Genomic DNA, 14,460 nt, shown 5'->3' on the forward strand with positions numbered 1-14,460 from the left:
AACGATGAGCGAAGACGTCGTCCAACCCGCCGTTACCAGCCGCAGCGTCGCGCGCGGGCTCGGCACGACCGTGCTGGCGCGACTGGGCGCGGTGGTCGAAATCGTCGCACAGCCGCTCTATGTCCTGATGTTCGGTTTAGCGGGCTACGGCCTCTATGCGGTGCTGTGGGCGGCGGTGAACCTGCTCGAAAATATCTTCGATCTCGGCATGACGAGCGCGATGCAGCGCACCGTCCCGCAATCGGCAAGCGGCGCCGACGCCGCCGCGGCGCTGCGCACGGCGATGGTCTTCGGCGTCGGACCGTGCATTCTCGTCGCGGCGCTGGTCTCCGTCTTCGCCGCCGACCTCGGGCCGCTGCTCAACGTCGCGGCGAAGGACCGCGACCTTGTCACACCCGCGATCCGCATCTTCATATGGGCGCTGCCGCTGTGGGCCTTTGTCGAGATTGCCACCTCGGCGCTGCGCGCGCGCATGGTTTTCGGCGCCGAAATCCGCCTGCGCATCGTCTGGGAACAGGTGATGCGTCTGGTCTTTGCCGGATTGTTCTTCGCGGGCGGTCTAGGCCTCAAGGGGCTGTTCATCGCGCACCTCTGCTCGCTTGCGATCACCGCCGCGCTCAGCATCCGCCTGCTCGCGCGCCACTACAGCTTCGTCGACCTGTGGCGTGGTCCGTGGGCGGGCGAAACGGCGCGCAACACCTTCTGGGCCGGGCTCTCAATCCTGCCGTCCAACATCATCACGCGGCTGTTCGGCGACGCGCCGGCGTTGATCCTCAACATGCTGCTCCCCGGCGCGGCCGGCGCCGCGGCGGCGGGCCTGTTCACGATCGCGCGCAAGCTGTCGAGCGTCGTCCAACTCGTCCGCATCGCCTTCTCCTATGTCATGGCGCCACTCGCGGCGAGCGCCGAACGCGAGGATCGGCGCCAAGTCGCTGTCATCTATGCCTATGCGACGCGGCTGATCCTGGCCATCGCGCTGCCCCTCGCCGCGGTGCTCGCGGCGGGCAGCGCGTCGCTGCTCGGCCTGTTCGGCCATGGGGCACAGGCGGCGCAAGCGGCGCTGGTCATCCTGCTATTCGCGCGCGCCGCCGAAGCGGTGCTCGGCATTTCGGCGCCGGTGTTGCAAGTCGTCGCCGCCTTTCGTCACCAGCTTACCGCCAGCGTCTTTGGCGTCGGTGTCGCGATCGGTTCCGGCTGGTTGATCGTGGGTCATCTCGATCCGTTGACGGGCGTGACGCTGGCTACGGCCCTCGGCCTTGTGGTGATGGGCGCTATCCCCACGATACAGCTCGCGATTACCGAGAAACTGCACCCTTTCGACGCGCAATTTCCGGCGGTGGCGCTGCGCGGCGTGGCAATCACCCTCGTCGCAGGCACCGCGGCCATGGCCGCCGACCTTTTGCCCGACGCGCTTTCGCTGCCGCTGCTCGGGCTGATCGCCGCCGCGTCGATATGGCTCGCGCTGCGCTTTGCCTTGCCGCTCGCGGATCGCATGTCGTTGGGCAAGACCGGTCGCAAGCTCCGGCTGTTTGACCAAGAAGACGCATGACCGAAACGCCTTCCCCTATCCGTGTCGCGATTTACGATCTCGACCGCACCGTGCTGCGCACGCCGACCTTCACCCTGTTCCTGCTGTGGTCGGCGTGGCGCGGGGCGCCGTGGCGATTACTGCTGTTACCGGCGCTCGCCGCGCTGATGATCGGCCATGCGCTGCGTCTTTACGGGCGCGACCGGTTCAAGCCCGCGGCGATTCGCTTGATGCTGGGTGCCAGCCTCTCGCCGTCCCGCGCCGAGGCACTGGCCGCAGCCTTCGCCGCGTGGCGCGTTCCCCGCGACGTCCCGCCGGGCGCCGCCGCCTGCATCGCGCGCGATCGGGCCGAGGGATACCGGTTGCTGATGGCGACGGCAGCTCCCGAATTCTATGCCGACGCGATCGCCGATGCACTGGGCTTCGACGCCATCGTTGCCTCGCGCCACCATCGCGACGCCGCCGGAAACTGGCTGCCTTTGCTCGACGGGCCCAATTGTTATGGCGCGGAAAAGGCACGTCGGGTTGGCGAATGGCTCGCTGCCAATGGCGCTGATGCGAGTGCGCATATCCGAGCCTATTCGGACCATGTCAGCGACGCACCGACCTTTGCATTGGCCAGCGAGGCCTGGCTTGTCGGACGCGGTGAAAGAATCATCCGGTTGGCCGCGAAGCACGGCTGGCGGGCGACCGATTTCGAACGAGCCGAGGCGGCGGGGGCCGTCTGATGCGCATCCTGTTCCTCTTCATCGGCGAGCCGCATCATGTGTTCCACGCGCTGCCCCTCGCCGCCGAAATGGCCGCGCGGGGACAATCCGTTGACGTCGCCGTCGCGAGCACCGACCATCTGAGAGTGGTCGAACAGGTCGCACTCGCTTACCCCGGCTTTGCGCCGCATATCACCGTGCTCGGCCAGACGGGTCTTGCCCGCTGGCTGCGCGACATGGGGCTGTTCCGCAATCCGCGACTGCCGATCCTGTTCGGCGCGCTGCGTTTCCTGCGCGGGTTCGACGCGATCGTCGCCCCCGAACGGACGACGACAACGATCCGGCATTTCCTGTCCGGCAAGACACGGCTGATCTTCACCCCGCACGGGGCCGGCGACCGTGCCATTACCTTCGACGCACGCGACCGGCATTTCGATTTCGCATTGGTCGCGGGCGAAAAGAGCGAACAGCGGATGCTCGAGGCCGCCACCATTCGCCCCGGCCACTATGCGGTGACCGGATATGTGAAACTCGACCTGATGCTGCGGCTGCAACAGTCGCGCGAACCGCTGTTCGCCAATGACCGGCCGACGGTACTTTACGCGCCGCATTTCAAGCGCGAACTGTCATCCTGGGACCGGTTCGGGCCCAACATCATCGCCTGGTTCACCGCGCAGGAACGGTATAATCTGGTCGTGGCGCCCCATGTTCGCCTGTTTGCGGAGGCGAGCGATGCCGATCGCGGCGAGATCGAACGGTTGGCCGTGCCGGGCAAGATTATGATCGACCTCGCATCTGACCGCCTGTTCGACATGAGCTATACGAGCGGCGCCGACATATATCTCGGCGACGTGAGCAGCCAGGTTTACGAATTCCTCGCGACGCCGCGCCCGTGCATCTTCCTCAATGCCCACGGGGTCGATTGGGCTGGCGATCCCGATTATCTGTTCTGGACGCTCGGCGACGTCATCGACGATCTCGATCGATTGCCCGACGCGCTCGCATCGGCGTCCGATCATCATGCGCGATACGCCGACGCCCAGCGCGAGCGGCTGGCGGAGTCGATCGGGGGAGATCCGGCGGGCGCGGCCGAGCGCGGGGCCGAAGCGATCCTCCGCTTTCTTGCATTGGACGCCGGGCAGGATAAGAGCGGCGGATGACCAACGCCCAGTCCCTGCCCGCCCTGACGCCGATCGGCGACAATCCAACGCTGCTTTGGGGCATGACCAATGCCGAGCGGCTACGGCGGCTGGCGCGGGCTGAAGGTCTGCCGGAAAGCACGCCTCCTTCGGGCGCACAGCTCTTTGTCAATCTCGACTTTGTTTTCGACCCCGTATGGCTGCGGCATATTGTGACGCTGCCCGGCACCGTCGTGATGGACGGCGGCGATCTGGTCATGGCGCACCTGACGGGCGGCATCACGCCCGACGATATCATCCAGCATCGCGGCCAGCTCACGATCATCGACTACCGCGACAATCCGCAAATCTATAATCGCCAGTTGCGCAAGCTCGACTGCCCCTTCATCCAGCGGCTGACGCCCGAGACGCGGCGCGAGATCGAGCGAAAGAGCTATTTCGGCGCCTATAAGGGCGTGACCGACGCATTGACGAAATATCTTTGGCCCGAACTGGCGCTGTGGCTGACGCGCGGCGCCGCGAGCATCGGCATGACGCCCAACATGGTGACCGCGATCGGCGCGGCGCTCTGCGTCTATGCGACCTATCTCTTCGCCTACGGCCAATATTGGGAGGGGATGCTCGCGGGTTTCATCTTCATGGTGCTCGACACCGTCGACGGAAAACTCGCGCGCTGCACGATCACCTCGTCGAAATGGGGCAATGTCGCCGACCATGGCGTCGACCTGGTCCACCCGCCCTTCTGGTGGTATTTCTGGGGCGTCGGGCTGGGCACCTGGGGCCTCGCGCTCTCGAACCAGACCTTCCTGCTGGTCATGGTCGCTGTCGTCGCGGGCTATATCCTCCAGCGCGTGATCGAGGGCTTGTTCATCAAGGACTTCGGCATGGATATCCATGTCTGGCAAAAGTTCGACAGCCAGTTTCGCCTGATCACCGCGCGGCGAAACCCGAATATCGCGATCCTCTTCTTTGCGACCCTCGCCGGACGCCCTGATCTCGGGCTGATCGCGCTCGCCTGGTGGACGGTCATCTCGCTGGTCGTCCATGCGGTGCGGCTGGTGCAGGCCTATGCGGTGAAGCGGTCGGGCCGCCCGATCATCAGCTGGATGGAAGAAGCATGAACGAAACGATCGCGAAATTCGGCCATCCGGCGACGCTGATCGCCGAATATGATCATTGGGTGGTGCTGCTGCGCCCCGCGCAGCCGACGCTCGGCGCGCTCGTGCTCGCGGCAAAGTCGGATGCAACGGCGTTCGGCGACCTACCCGCCGAAGCGCATGCCGAACTCAAGATCGCGACCGTCGCGATCGAGGCCGCGCTGACACAGGCCGTCGGCTTTGCGAAGATCAACTATCTGATGCTGATGATGGTCGACCCGCACGTCCATTTCCACGTCCTGCCCCGCTATGAGGGCGAACGCTCGGGTGCAGGCCTGACGGTGCCCGACACGGGCTGGCCGGGACAGCCCGATCTGGGCCAGGCGGTAAAGCTCGACGACGCGCAGGTCGCTAAGCTCGCCGGCTGGCTCAAACCCTATTTTGCGTAGCGGCCCTCGGCGGCCCATTTCGCGGTAAGCGCGTCGGCGGCTTCGACATCCTGCGGGAAGTCGACTTCCTGCCATTCGAGCCCTTCGATCGAAACGGTGCCGACGCGGTTGCCCTTGGCGATGATGTCGATGGCGCGCAGGTACCAGCGCTCCACCCCGTCGGGGGTACGCATCATCTGGTCGACCTGGTTGCGAAAGATCGACGGGCCATCGCCGACGAAGGCGAGCATGCCGATCGATTCGGCGTTGGTGTCGGGGGGCAGCAGCCGCTTGCCGATATGATGCAGGCGGCCCTCGGTGTCGCGGTTTACCTTCATGTCGTCATCGTCATAGTCGGCCTTGACGTCGACGGTCACGTTGATCGGCTCGTTCGCGCCTTCGATCAGTTTCGCGACGATCTCGTCCGAAACGATCGTGTCGCCATTGAGGATGATGAAATCGCGGTCCATCTCCTCGCGCGCAATCCAGCAGGTGCCCAGATTGTCGGCGACCTGAAAGAAGGGATTGAACAGGGTGCGGATGCGCGCGCCGGTATCGCGATAGAGCTGGAGCGCATGATCCTCGACGCGCTCGGTGCGAAAGCCCGTGACGACGACGATATCCTTGATCCCGTTCGCGACGAGCGCCGCGACCTGCCAGCTGATCAGGCTGCGGCCGTTGAACTCGATCAGGCATTTGGGAATGTCGCGGGTCAGCGGCAGCAGGCGCGAGCCCTGCCCGGCCGACAGGATGATGGCTTTGTCGATGGTCATAGCGGCTGCCCTATAGACGGTTGCCGCCGCGCGGCAAATATCGCTTCGATCAGTTCGATGTCGATGGGCTTGTCGGCATCGATACACGCCTCGGGCTCGGACATCGGCACGACCCTGGCGCGAAGCCCGAACCGCAGTCCGGCGCGCGCGACGCCCTGCTGGATCGTGAAGAGGCGGAGCAGCGCACCGATGAGCAACCACGGACCGAAGGCGGCAATGATCTTCAGTCCCTTCTTGCGGTCGCGTTCGATGCGCCCCCAAAAATCGAGCAAAGGCAGCACGCTGCGTCCGCGCAGACGGAACATGTTCGCGCCCGACCACCAGCCGCCACGGAATTTCAGCCAGGTGCGTTTGGACCGGGGATAGCGTGAAAGCAGGACATCGCGCTCGACCATTGCCACCGCGACATCGCTATCCTCGGCGGCGCCCAGGAACTCGGCGATCATCGTCGGCGTGAGCAGCACATTATCCGCCGTCGTCACGAGCAACGGGTCGTCGCCCGGCGGCAGCGCAGCGGCGAGCGAGCTGCTGATCCCCTGCTCCGAATCTGCGAAATGCAGGTCGGAGAGGCCCGTGAGCCCCGGCTCGGCGGCGAGCTCGGCGCTGTTCTGAGCAAGGATCGTGATCGAGCCGACGAGCGGCGAGGCGCGCAGCGCCTTCACGACATGGACGAGCATCGGCTGTCCCGCGATCGGCAGCAATGCCTTGGTCGATACGCCGCTGCCCGTCAGTAACGGATCGGGGCCGGGTCGGCTTCCCGAAAGCACAATCGCGGCGATGCCGGCGGTCATGGCATGACCTCCGCGGGCGCAACACGGCGGCCGGTCACCCCGCGCAGAAAGTCGGTAGCCTCGTCTAGCACCGGCCCCTTGCCGCGAAACGGCGCGGCGAGCGCCATCACGATGCCGGTATGCCCCATGCCGGGATAGATGCGTAAAGTCGCCGAGCCACCCGCCTTCTCGATCGCCGCGGCAAGATTCTGACTGTTGCGCGGCCGCACCACCTCATCCTCGTCGCCGGTCGCGAGCCACAAGGGCGGCGCGTCGCCGCGCGCGAACTGGATCGGCTGGGTCCGCTCGATCGGTCGTACCTTGCCCATCGCCTTTTCGGCGCGGCCACCCTTCTCAAGCGGCAGGAAGTCATAGGGACCGGCAAGACCTGCGACCCCGCGGATGACCGACGGATCGCTCTTCGCCGCCCGCAGCCATTGCGGATCGAGCGCGAGCATCGCCGCATTATAGGCGCCTGCCGAATGCCCCATCAACGCAATCCGGTCGGGATCACCGCCGAGCTTGGCGATATGCTCGTGTGTCCATGCGACCGCGGCCGCACTGTCCTCGATGAAGTCGGGCCAATGCGCCTTGGGCGCCAGCCGATAATCGGGAATCACGACGACGAAGCCCTGCCGCGCCAGCGCGCGCCCGGCAAAGCCGTAACTGCCCCGCTCGCCGCCGTCCCAGCCACCGCCATAGAAGAATACGATGACCGGCAGCCGGTCACCCTCTTCGAGGTTATCGGGTGCCCAGATGTCGAACGACTGGCGCGGCCCGCGGCCATAGGGTTGGTCGGCGAGCAGCAGCCGCGCACCGTCTCCCTGCCCGAGCAATCGGTCGGCCATGTTGAGCGATTTCGCGCCACCGGAAACGACCAGTTTGGCGCCGCCGCCGAACAGCAGCACGAGGAGCAGCAACACGAATAGGATTTTGATCAACCGTCGTCCCTTGGCTTCGCGCCCCGTCATGAGTTCCGCGCCCTACAGCGCGCCTGCGTCCGTAACAAGCGTGCAACATCGGTTACCTTTCCCTATGTCATGCGTATCGAGCCCATGACCTATCGCCCCACCCGCCCCGCGCTGATCTGCAACAACCAGAGCGGAAGCTACGACGAAGCGCGTGTCGAGCAGATCGCGGCGCTTTGTCGCGACGCCGGATCGCCGCTCGCCGCCAACTTCTGCCTGCCCGACGACGCGCTTCCGACGCGCGCCCGGCTCGAATCCAAAGGCATCGATACCGTGATCATCTGGACCGGTGACGGCACGATCAATGCTGCCGTTGCCGCGCTCGCCGGCTGGGACGGCGCGCTGCTCGTGCTCCCGGGCGGCACGCTCAACCTGCTGTCGAAGCGGCTCCACGACGACCGGCCGCTCGAGGACATTCTGGCGGACGCGCTTGCGGGGCGTGGCAGGCGCGAATGTCCGCCAACGGTCCACTGTCCTGCGGGCCGCGCGATGGTGAACATGATCGCGGGGCCAACGACGATCTGGGCCGAAGTGCGCGAGCAGATGCGCCAGCGCGACATCGCGGGCGCCGCCGCGCTCGTTCCCGAAGCCTTCGAACAGAGCATGGGGGGAGAAGCCGTGCATCTCGCAGGCGACGACCGCGCCTTTCAGGCGATCAGCATGACGCCTTCGGCCGAGGGCATTGTGATCGACGGCTTGCTCGCCGACAGCCCGACGCTCCTGCTCCGCCATGCGATCGCGTGGATCGGCGGCGATTTTCGCGACGGTCCGAGCGAAGAGCTTGCCACCCGGCCCAGCGCGACGGTGGTGTCAGCCGAATCGCTCGGCCTGTTGATGGACGGCGAATCGGCAGAGGGAGGCGCACGGGTCACTTTCACCATCGACCCCGCGCCGGTCGCCTTCATCGTAACGCGTCCCCCGGCATGACGCGGCTCTTCCATATCAGCGACCTGCATTTCGGGCTCGAGGATCGGGCGGCGCTCGCCTGGTTCACCGATTGCGTGCGGCGCGAGGGGCCCGATGCGGTGCTGATCACCGGCGACCTCACGATGCGCGCGCGCAGCCGCGAATTCGCGGCGGCATGCGACTGGATCGGCGCGCTCGACGCGCCCGTGACGGTCGAGGTCGGCAATCACGACCTTCCCTACTTCAACCCCGTCGAACGCTTTTTCTTTCCCTATCGCCGCATTCGGGGGATCGAGCGGCTTGTCGAACGCGAAATCGACCTGCCCGGAGTCGCCGTGGTGCCACTGAAAACGACCGCGCGCGCGCAATGGCGGCTCGACTGGTCGAAAGGGTGGGTTACCGCCGCGGCACTGGAAAAAACGCTGGCGGCGATCGATGCCCTGCCGCACGGAACGGCCATTTTGGTGACCGCGCACCATCCGCTGGTCGAGGCCGGAACGAAAGGACGCGCCCTGACCCGTGGCGGCGAGCGCGCACTGGCGGCCTTGGCGAAGCGCGGCGTGGCGGCAGTGCTTTCGGGACACGTCCACGACGCCTTCGATCTTGTTAAGGAGACAGCGGCCGGCTCGATCCGCATGATCGGTGCGGGGACACTGTCGCAGCGCATCCGTTCGACCCCGCCGAGTTTCAACGATCTGACCGTCGATGGCGCGGCGATCGACGTAAGCGTACGCAATCTCGAGCATGTCCCGACACCGGACATGCAGATCGCGGACGTGCCGCCCGATGCCTTGCCGCCTCGCGAACCGGGCGAGCCGGTCGCGCCGGTCGGGGCTGTGCCACCCGTCGATCCGCCAGTCCATTGACGACGCGCCCCATCCCGTTAGGTTGCAACAAAAAACGGGATGAGGATGATGCTGACAAAAGGCGACGATTATCCGTTGCACCAGACAAGCGAACCGGTTGCGTTCGCCGGAACGGATCGCAACTTTTACGACCGCTATTTCTTCAATGGCTACAGTCCCGACGGATCGATCTTTTTCGCGGCCGCGATGGGCTTTTACCCGCAGCTCGGAATCGTCGACGCAAGCTTTTGCGTCCTTGCAGGCGGAGTGCAGTATAATCTGCGCGCCAGCCGCCGGTCGGGCGGCGAGCGGCTCGATCTCTCGGTGGGGCCGATCACGCTCTCCATCGACATGCCGCTCGAAGCCGTCACGCTGCGTATCGCGCCCAACGACGGGCCGCTTGCGGGCGAACTGCGCTTCGATGGTCGTCATTTTCCCATCGAAGAGCCGCGTTTTATCCGCCGCAACGGCACACGCCTGTTCATGGACTATACGCGCATGACGCAGAACGGGCGTTGGTCCGGCTGGCTGTCGGTGGACGGACAGCGTATCGATGCAGGGCGCGACTGGGCCGGAACGCGCGATCGCAGCTGGGGTATCCGCCCCGTCGGCGCGAGCGAACCGCAGCCACCGCCCGAGGGCAATTTCAGCCAATTCTTCTGGCTCTGGACGCCCTGCAATTTCGAAAGCGATTCGCTTTTTTTCCACAGCAACGACGACGGCGCCGGCGATCCGTGGAACCGTCGCGCCGTGATCATGGGGGATGGCGGAACCGAGCAGCATTTCGACGACGCGACCTTTGACGTCGAATGGCAGCCCGCTTCGCGGCGGATCGCCAAAATGGCCGTGAAACTCGCCGGCGATCGATCGCTTTCCTTGACCCCCGCGGGTCCGGTCTTTGCAATGAGCGGTCTCGGTTACACGCATCCGACCTGGGGGCATGGCCTCGACCATGGCGCCGAGCCGGCGGTCGCGCACGACAGCCTGGCCGATGCCGATCGCGCCTGGGGCAATCCGCTCGCAATGCATATCCAGGCGCTGGTCAGCGCCGAGCTGGCCGACGGCGGCAGCGTCCGTCGCGGCATTGGCGTGCTCGAACAATTGTTCGTCGGCCCCCACGAACCGACGGGGCTCGCCGGCATCATGGATCCCGCCCCTTGAGCTTTCCGACCTCGCCCGACGCGATGACGGTGGCATGGCTCGGCGGCGTTCTCGGGCAGCCGGGCAGGCTCAAGGCCTTCTCCGCCGCAAAGGTCGGCACCGGCCAGATGTGCGACAGCTACCGCCTTGCGCTCGAATGGGAGGGTGGAGTAGCGGCGCCCGCAAGCGTCATCGCCAAATGCCCGAGCCATGACGAAGCCAGCCGCAACATCGCCAAGCTGACCGGCACCTACGTCAAGGAAGTCAGCTGGTACCGCGAACTCGCGGCGGGAAGCGGCGTGGCCGCCCCGCATTGTTACCATGCCGAAATCGCCGGCGACGAAGTCGACTTCATCCTCATCCTCGCCGATCTTTCGCCCGCGCGGCAAGGCGACCAGCTGGCGGGGCTGGGCCTTGCGGGTCTCCTTCCCTGCATCGAAGCCGCCGCCGGCTTGCATGCCTTGCTGTGGAACGATCCGCGGCTCGATACCCTGATTTGGCTGACGCGCGACAATGGCGATCTGGTTCGCGCGCTGTTTCCGCAGCTTTACACGGGGTTCCGGGAGCGATACGCGGACCGCCTCGAACCCGCGATACTCGACCTCGGCGCCCGTATCGTCGAACGGCTCGACGCCTATCTTTCCCGGCAAGTCGCGGCGCGAACGATCGTCCACGGCGACCTCAGGATCGACAACATCCTCTTTGCGCCCGGCGGCGATCGCTGCTGGCTTGTCGACTGGCAGACGCTGGGACGCGGTAGCGGTGCGACAGATCTCGCCTATCTGGTCGGAACCAGCATCGCCGATCCGTTCGAACGCGCCGCCGCCGACCGGCCGGCTTTCGATCATTGGGTCGCCGAGCTCCGCGCCCGCAACCTCGAACCCGACGTCGCCGCGCTGTGGGACGACTATCGCGTGGGCGCGCTCAGCGGTTATTTCATGGCGGTCTTCGCTTCGATGAGCGTCGAACGCACGGTACGCGGCGACGAGATGTTTGCGTTGATGGCCGAGCGCCCCGCGCGGCAGGCGCTGGCCTTGGGAAGTCTCGACCTGCTCTGACGAAAAAGGGCGGCCCGTTGCCGGACCGCCCTTCTCTTCTCCACCCGTCGGTGGAAAAAGCTCTTAGCGCTTCGAGAACTGGAAGCTGCGGCGGGCCTTCGCCTTGCCGTACTTCTTACGCTCGACCGCGCGGCTGTCGCGGGTCAGGAAGCCGGCCGCCTTGACCGGGCTGCGCAGCGCCGGTTCGAAGCGGGTCAGTGCCTGCGCGATGCCGTGCAGCACGGCGCCGGCCTGGCCCGACAGGCCGCCGCCCTTGACGGTCGCGATCACGTCATACTGGCCGACGCGCTCGGTCAGGCCGAACGGCTGGTTGATGACGAGGCGCAGCGTCGGACGCGCAAAATAGACTTCCTGGTCGCGGCCGTTGATCGTGATCTTGCCGGTGCCGGGCTTGACCCACACGCGGGCGACGGCATCCTTGCGGCGGCCGGTCGCATAGGCGCGGCCTTGCTTGTCGACGATCTTTTCGCGGAGCGGCGCAGCCGGAGCTGCGGGAGCGACGGTGCCTTCGACGGCGCCGCCGAGATCCTTGAGATCGGTCATGGTCTGTTCGTCAGCCATTATGCACCCACCTTGTTCTTGCGGTTCATCGAAGCGACGTCGATCACCTCGGGGTTCTGCCCTTCATGCGGATGTTCGGCGCCGGCGAAGATGCGCAGGTTGCGCATCTGCTGACGTCCGAGCGGACCGCGCGGGATCATGCGTTCGACAGCCTTTTCGAGCACGCGCTCGGGAAAACGGCCTTCGAGGATCTTCGCGGGGCTGGTTTCCTTGATGCCGCCGGCATAGCCGGTGTGCTTGTAGTAACGCTTGTCCTGCAGCTTCTTGCCGGTGAACGCCACCTTCTCCGCATTGATCACGATGACATTGTCACCGCAATCGACGTGCGGGGTGAACGACGGCTTGTGCTTGCCGCGCAGGATATTGGCGATGATCGAAGCAACGCGGCCCACAACGAGACCCTCGGCGTCGATCAGCACCCATTTCTTTTCGACCGTGGCGGCGTTCGCCGAAACGGTCGTCTTGGTCAGCGCCTTCATGGCACGCTCCTTGACAGATATGGACCGGAGCATGAGCGCCCCGAAACAAACCGCGCCGCCTGTCCCATGGGAACTTAGCGGCGCTTCGGAGCGGGCCAATGGCGCCAGACGCGCGGAAAGTCAAGTATCGCGCGGCTTTGCTGACGGGTAATATGATACCTTATTATTTTATGGAGCCGGTTCGAGCGCGCGCACGCGCTCCTCGACCAGCCTGCGGTCATTGCCGTCGGCATCGACGATCCAGCTCTGGCGGCGTTCGCGCACGACCAGGCCCGTGTCGGTGTCGACCGTCCACAGATTGTCGATTTCGAGCGGCTGGGACTTTCCTCCGACCGGAGCCGAATCCCGCTCGACCTTGGCGATCGTGCGCCGCGCGCCATCGTCGCGTACCGATATGTCGACATCGGGAGGGGCCGATGCCGCGGGAATGGCATCGTTCGCGGGCGCGATCAGCGCACGGAGGTCGGCGGTGGCCAACCGGTCACGCTCGGCGGCGGGGAGCGCGGCAATCAGTCGCGCCAGCTGCCTGGCTTCGGGCTGCCCCGCTTCGGCACCCGCCTTCTCCACCCGCGTCGTCACCCGCGCCCACAATTGATCGGGATCGACAAGGTCGATCCGGCTGCCGTCGGACGGGACCAGATAGGAGATGTCTTCACCGACCAGCGGATCGAGCATCATCGTCAGCATACGGGTCACGTCGGCTTGCGCGCCCGAATCGATCCGTTCCAGCACCGCGTCGAGCCGATAGCCCCGCCCGGTCCGCTGCCATTGCAGCGCATATACGAGCGCGAAATCGATCAGCGTTCCGTCCCGGCCGACACGGCGCGTCGTCACGCGATAGCGCATCGGCACGCCAACCGGGGGCGCGAAGCGGACCTGCGCGGCCGTGGCGGCCGTGGCGTCGCTCGAAACGGTCTCCGCTTGCGGCATCGCCGTCAGCAGCAACAAGGCACCGAGAACGCCCGCGGGCATCACGCGCCGCCGCGGCCCAGCCGGTGGAGCGACGCTGCCGCGGCCGCGACGAGGATCGCGCCGACGATCTGGTGCAGCACGGCAACCCACATCGAAACCCCGGACACGACGGTCCAGATGCCGAGCAGCATCTGCGCCGCGACGACCGCGACGAGCAACCGGGCTTCACGCGCCGCGCCGCGCCGCGACAAGGTCCGTGCGAGGAGCAGCAACGCCAGCGCCGCGGCCCACGACCACCAGCGATGGAGGAAATGAATGAGGAAGGGATCGTTGGTCAGCGCGAGCCACGCCCCCCCGGTCCAGTCGATGCCTTCGGGCACGAAATGATCGTTCATCAGCGGCCAGGTGCTGGCGACATAGCCGGCATTGAGCCCCGCGACCCACGCGCCGAGCAGCAACTGGACCAAGAGAATTGCGATCACGGCCACCGCCGGACCGGTCAGCCGCGCCGGCCCGCCGGCGGGATCGCGTGCCAGCACGCCGAGATCGCGCGCCGTCCAGACGAGTCCGGCAAGCAGGAACAATGCCGTCAGCAAGTGCGTCGCGAGGCGGAAATGGCTGACCTCGGTGCGATATTCGAGGCCCGAGGCCACCATCCACCATCCGATCGCGCCCTGCAGCCCGACGAGCGCCGCGAGCGCGAACAGGCGCCAGCTATAGCCCGCCGGAATGGCGCGGCGCCATGCATACCAGATCAGCGGGACGACGAGCGCCATCCCGACGAGCCGCCCGAGAATGCGGTGCAGCCACTCCCAGAAAAAGATCGCCTTGAAACCGTCGATCGTCATGCCGAGGTTGATCGCCTGATATTCGGGAATCCGCTTGTATTTCTCGAACTCCTCGATCCACCCGGCTTCGGTCAGCGGCGGAATGACGCCTGAAACCGGCCGCCATTCGGTGATCGACAGGCCGGATTCGGTCAGGCGGGTGATGCCGCCGACCCCAACCACGATGATCACGAGCAGGGCCACCGCCCAAAGCCAGCGCGCGAGGGCGGCGGGGCGGGATGCGCGCACATTCGGCGCGGGCAAGGTCGAAACGTGGGTCATCGCCCGCCCTATCGGCGCTTGCAGGACGATAGGCAAGAGG

16 protein-coding genes are annotated in these 14,460 nt (G+C 66.0%); 9 read left to right on the forward strand and 7 right to left on the reverse strand.

Annotation, left to right across the window (positions count from 1 at the left end; genetic code table 11):
- The first annotated feature begins 4 nt into the window (after positions 1-4).
- From VSX79_RS13615 to VSX79_RS13635, 5 genes are read left to right on the forward strand one after another with little or no spacing between them, the layout of a single operon-like run.
- Complete coding sequence (locus VSX79_RS13615; protein ID WP_179494550.1) at positions 5-1,549, forward strand: lipopolysaccharide biosynthesis protein; 1,545 nt, start codon at positions 5-7, stop codon at positions 1,547-1,549.
- Positions 1,546-2,256 (forward strand): HAD-IB family phosphatase, encoded by a 711-nt coding sequence (locus tag VSX79_RS13620; protein ID WP_179494548.1) that lies wholly within the window; start codon positions 1,546-1,548, stop codon positions 2,254-2,256. Before VSX79_RS13615 ends, VSX79_RS13620 begins: the two co-directional genes overlap by 4 nt.
- The gene (locus tag VSX79_RS13625; protein WP_326913615.1) at positions 2,256-3,395 is read left to right on the forward strand and encodes a hypothetical protein; all 1,140 of its coding nucleotides are present in this window, start codon (positions 2,256-2,258) and stop codon (positions 3,393-3,395) included. Before VSX79_RS13620 ends, VSX79_RS13625 begins: the two co-directional genes overlap by 1 nt.
- A complete protein-coding gene (locus VSX79_RS13630) occupies positions 3,392-4,495 on the forward strand; it encodes a CDP-alcohol phosphatidyltransferase family protein (protein ID WP_179494543.1) in 1,104 nt (367 codons plus the stop codon). The genes VSX79_RS13625 and VSX79_RS13630 overlap by 4 nt, the downstream gene beginning before the upstream one ends.
- Entirely contained in the window at positions 4,492-4,920 is a 429-nt protein-coding gene (locus VSX79_RS13635) for an HIT family protein (protein WP_179494541.1), read from the forward strand. The genes VSX79_RS13630 and VSX79_RS13635 overlap by 4 nt, the downstream gene beginning before the upstream one ends.
- Here VSX79_RS13635 and VSX79_RS13640 read toward each other — a convergent pair.
- From VSX79_RS13640 to VSX79_RS13650, 3 genes are read right to left on the reverse strand one after another with little or no spacing between them, the layout of a single operon-like run.
- Entirely contained in the window at positions 4,908-5,672 is a 765-nt protein-coding gene (locus VSX79_RS13640; RefSeq protein WP_179494539.1) for a phosphocholine cytidylyltransferase family protein, read from the reverse strand. The two genes, VSX79_RS13635 and VSX79_RS13640, sit on opposite strands and share 13 nt — an antisense overlap.
- Entirely contained in the window at positions 5,669-6,463 is a 795-nt protein-coding gene (locus tag VSX79_RS13645) for a nucleotidyltransferase family protein (protein WP_326913616.1), read from the reverse strand. Before VSX79_RS13645 ends, VSX79_RS13640 begins: the two co-directional genes overlap by 4 nt.
- Positions 6,460-7,383, reverse strand: a complete 924-nt coding sequence (locus VSX79_RS13650) for an alpha/beta hydrolase (protein WP_179494536.1) — start codon at positions 7,381-7,383, stop codon at positions 6,460-6,462. The genes VSX79_RS13645 and VSX79_RS13650 overlap by 4 nt, the downstream gene beginning before the upstream one ends.
- Before the next feature lie 114 nt (positions 7,384-7,497).
- Here VSX79_RS13650 and VSX79_RS13655 point away from each other — a divergent pair, with 114 nt between their 5' ends.
- From VSX79_RS13655 to VSX79_RS13670, 4 genes are read left to right on the forward strand one after another with little or no spacing between them, the layout of a single operon-like run.
- Positions 7,498-8,337 (forward strand): diacylglycerol/lipid kinase family protein, encoded by an 840-nt coding sequence (locus VSX79_RS13655; protein WP_326913617.1) that lies wholly within the window; start codon positions 7,498-7,500, stop codon positions 8,335-8,337.
- On the forward strand, positions 8,334-9,182 hold the full coding sequence (locus VSX79_RS13660) for a metallophosphoesterase family protein (RefSeq protein ID WP_326913618.1): 849 nt from the start codon (positions 8,334-8,336) through the stop codon (positions 9,180-9,182). The genes VSX79_RS13655 and VSX79_RS13660 overlap by 4 nt, the downstream gene beginning before the upstream one ends.
- 45 nt (positions 9,183-9,227) lie before the next feature.
- Positions 9,228-10,322 (forward strand): hypothetical protein, encoded by a 1,095-nt coding sequence (locus VSX79_RS13665; protein WP_326913619.1) that lies wholly within the window; start codon positions 9,228-9,230, stop codon positions 10,320-10,322.
- The gene (locus VSX79_RS13670) at positions 10,319-11,359 is read left to right on the forward strand and encodes a phosphotransferase family protein (RefSeq protein ID WP_326913620.1); all 1,041 of its coding nucleotides are present in this window, start codon (positions 10,319-10,321) and stop codon (positions 11,357-11,359) included. Before VSX79_RS13665 ends, VSX79_RS13670 begins: the two co-directional genes overlap by 4 nt.
- Before the next feature lie 63 nt (positions 11,360-11,422).
- On the opposite strand, the gene rpsI is transcribed toward VSX79_RS13670, so the two are convergent.
- The 4 genes from rpsI to VSX79_RS13690 all read right to left on the reverse strand — a co-directional run bounded on the left by rpsI (position 11,423) and on the right by VSX79_RS13690 (position 14,420).
- Positions 11,423-11,920, reverse strand: coding sequence for a 30S ribosomal protein S9 (gene rpsI / locus VSX79_RS13675; RefSeq protein WP_326913621.1), 498 nt, complete (start codon positions 11,918-11,920; stop codon positions 11,423-11,425).
- On the reverse strand, positions 11,920-12,399 hold the full coding sequence (gene rplM / locus VSX79_RS13680) for a 50S ribosomal protein L13 (RefSeq protein ID WP_179494526.1): 480 nt from the start codon (positions 12,397-12,399) through the stop codon (positions 11,920-11,922). The genes rpsI and rplM overlap by 1 nt, the downstream gene beginning before the upstream one ends.
- 168 nt (positions 12,400-12,567) lie before the next feature.
- Positions 12,568-13,371 carry a hypothetical protein gene (locus VSX79_RS13685; protein ID WP_179494524.1) on the reverse strand — a complete coding sequence of 268 codons (804 nt, stop codon included), beginning with the start codon at positions 13,369-13,371 and terminating at the stop codon, positions 12,568-12,570.
- Positions 13,371-14,420, reverse strand: coding sequence for a COX15/CtaA family protein (locus VSX79_RS13690; protein ID WP_326913622.1), 1,050 nt, complete (start codon positions 14,418-14,420; stop codon positions 13,371-13,373). The genes VSX79_RS13685 and VSX79_RS13690 overlap by 1 nt, the downstream gene beginning before the upstream one ends.
- Positions 14,421-14,460 lie beyond the last annotated feature (40 nt).

Source organism: Sphingopyxis chilensis, assembly GCF_035930445.1.
Taxonomy (GTDB): Bacteria; Pseudomonadota; Alphaproteobacteria; order Sphingomonadales; family Sphingomonadaceae; genus Sphingopyxis; species Sphingopyxis chilensis.

Coding starts and splice junctions, on each gene's coding strand:
- VSX79_RS13615 (WP_179494550.1), top strand. CDS start 5: ATGAGCGAAGACGTCGTCCAACCCGCCGTTACCAGCCGCAGCGTCGCG.
- VSX79_RS13620 (WP_179494548.1), top strand. CDS start 1,546: ATGACCGAAACGCCTTCCCCTATCCGTGTCGCGATTTACGATCTCGAC.
- VSX79_RS13625 (WP_326913615.1), top strand. CDS start 2,256: ATGCGCATCCTGTTCCTCTTCATCGGCGAGCCGCATCATGTGTTCCAC.
- VSX79_RS13630 (WP_179494543.1), top strand. CDS start 3,392: ATGACCAACGCCCAGTCCCTGCCCGCCCTGACGCCGATCGGCGACAAT.
- VSX79_RS13635 (WP_179494541.1), top strand. CDS start 4,492: ATGAACGAAACGATCGCGAAATTCGGCCATCCGGCGACGCTGATCGCC.
- VSX79_RS13640 (WP_179494539.1), bottom strand. CDS start 5,672: ATGACCATCGACAAAGCCATCATCCTGTCGGCCGGGCAGGGCTCGCGC.
- VSX79_RS13645 (WP_326913616.1), bottom strand. CDS start 6,463: ATGACCGCCGGCATCGCCGCGATTGTGCTTTCGGGAAGCCGACCCGGC.
- VSX79_RS13655 (WP_326913617.1), top strand. CDS start 7,498: ATGACCTATCGCCCCACCCGCCCCGCGCTGATCTGCAACAACCAGAGC.
- VSX79_RS13660 (WP_326913618.1), top strand. CDS start 8,334: ATGACGCGGCTCTTCCATATCAGCGACCTGCATTTCGGGCTCGAGGAT.
- VSX79_RS13665 (WP_326913619.1), top strand. CDS start 9,228: ATGATGCTGACAAAAGGCGACGATTATCCGTTGCACCAGACAAGCGAA.
- rpsI (WP_326913621.1), bottom strand. CDS start 11,920: ATGGCTGACGAACAGACCATGACCGATCTCAAGGATCTCGGCGGCGCC.
- rplM (WP_179494526.1), bottom strand. CDS start 12,399: ATGAAGGCGCTGACCAAGACGACCGTTTCGGCGAACGCCGCCACGGTC.
- VSX79_RS13685 (WP_179494524.1), bottom strand. CDS start 13,371: ATGCCCGCGGGCGTTCTCGGTGCCTTGTTGCTGCTGACGGCGATGCCG.
- VSX79_RS13690 (WP_326913622.1), bottom strand. CDS start 14,420: ATGACCCACGTTTCGACCTTGCCCGCGCCGAATGTGCGCGCATCCCGC.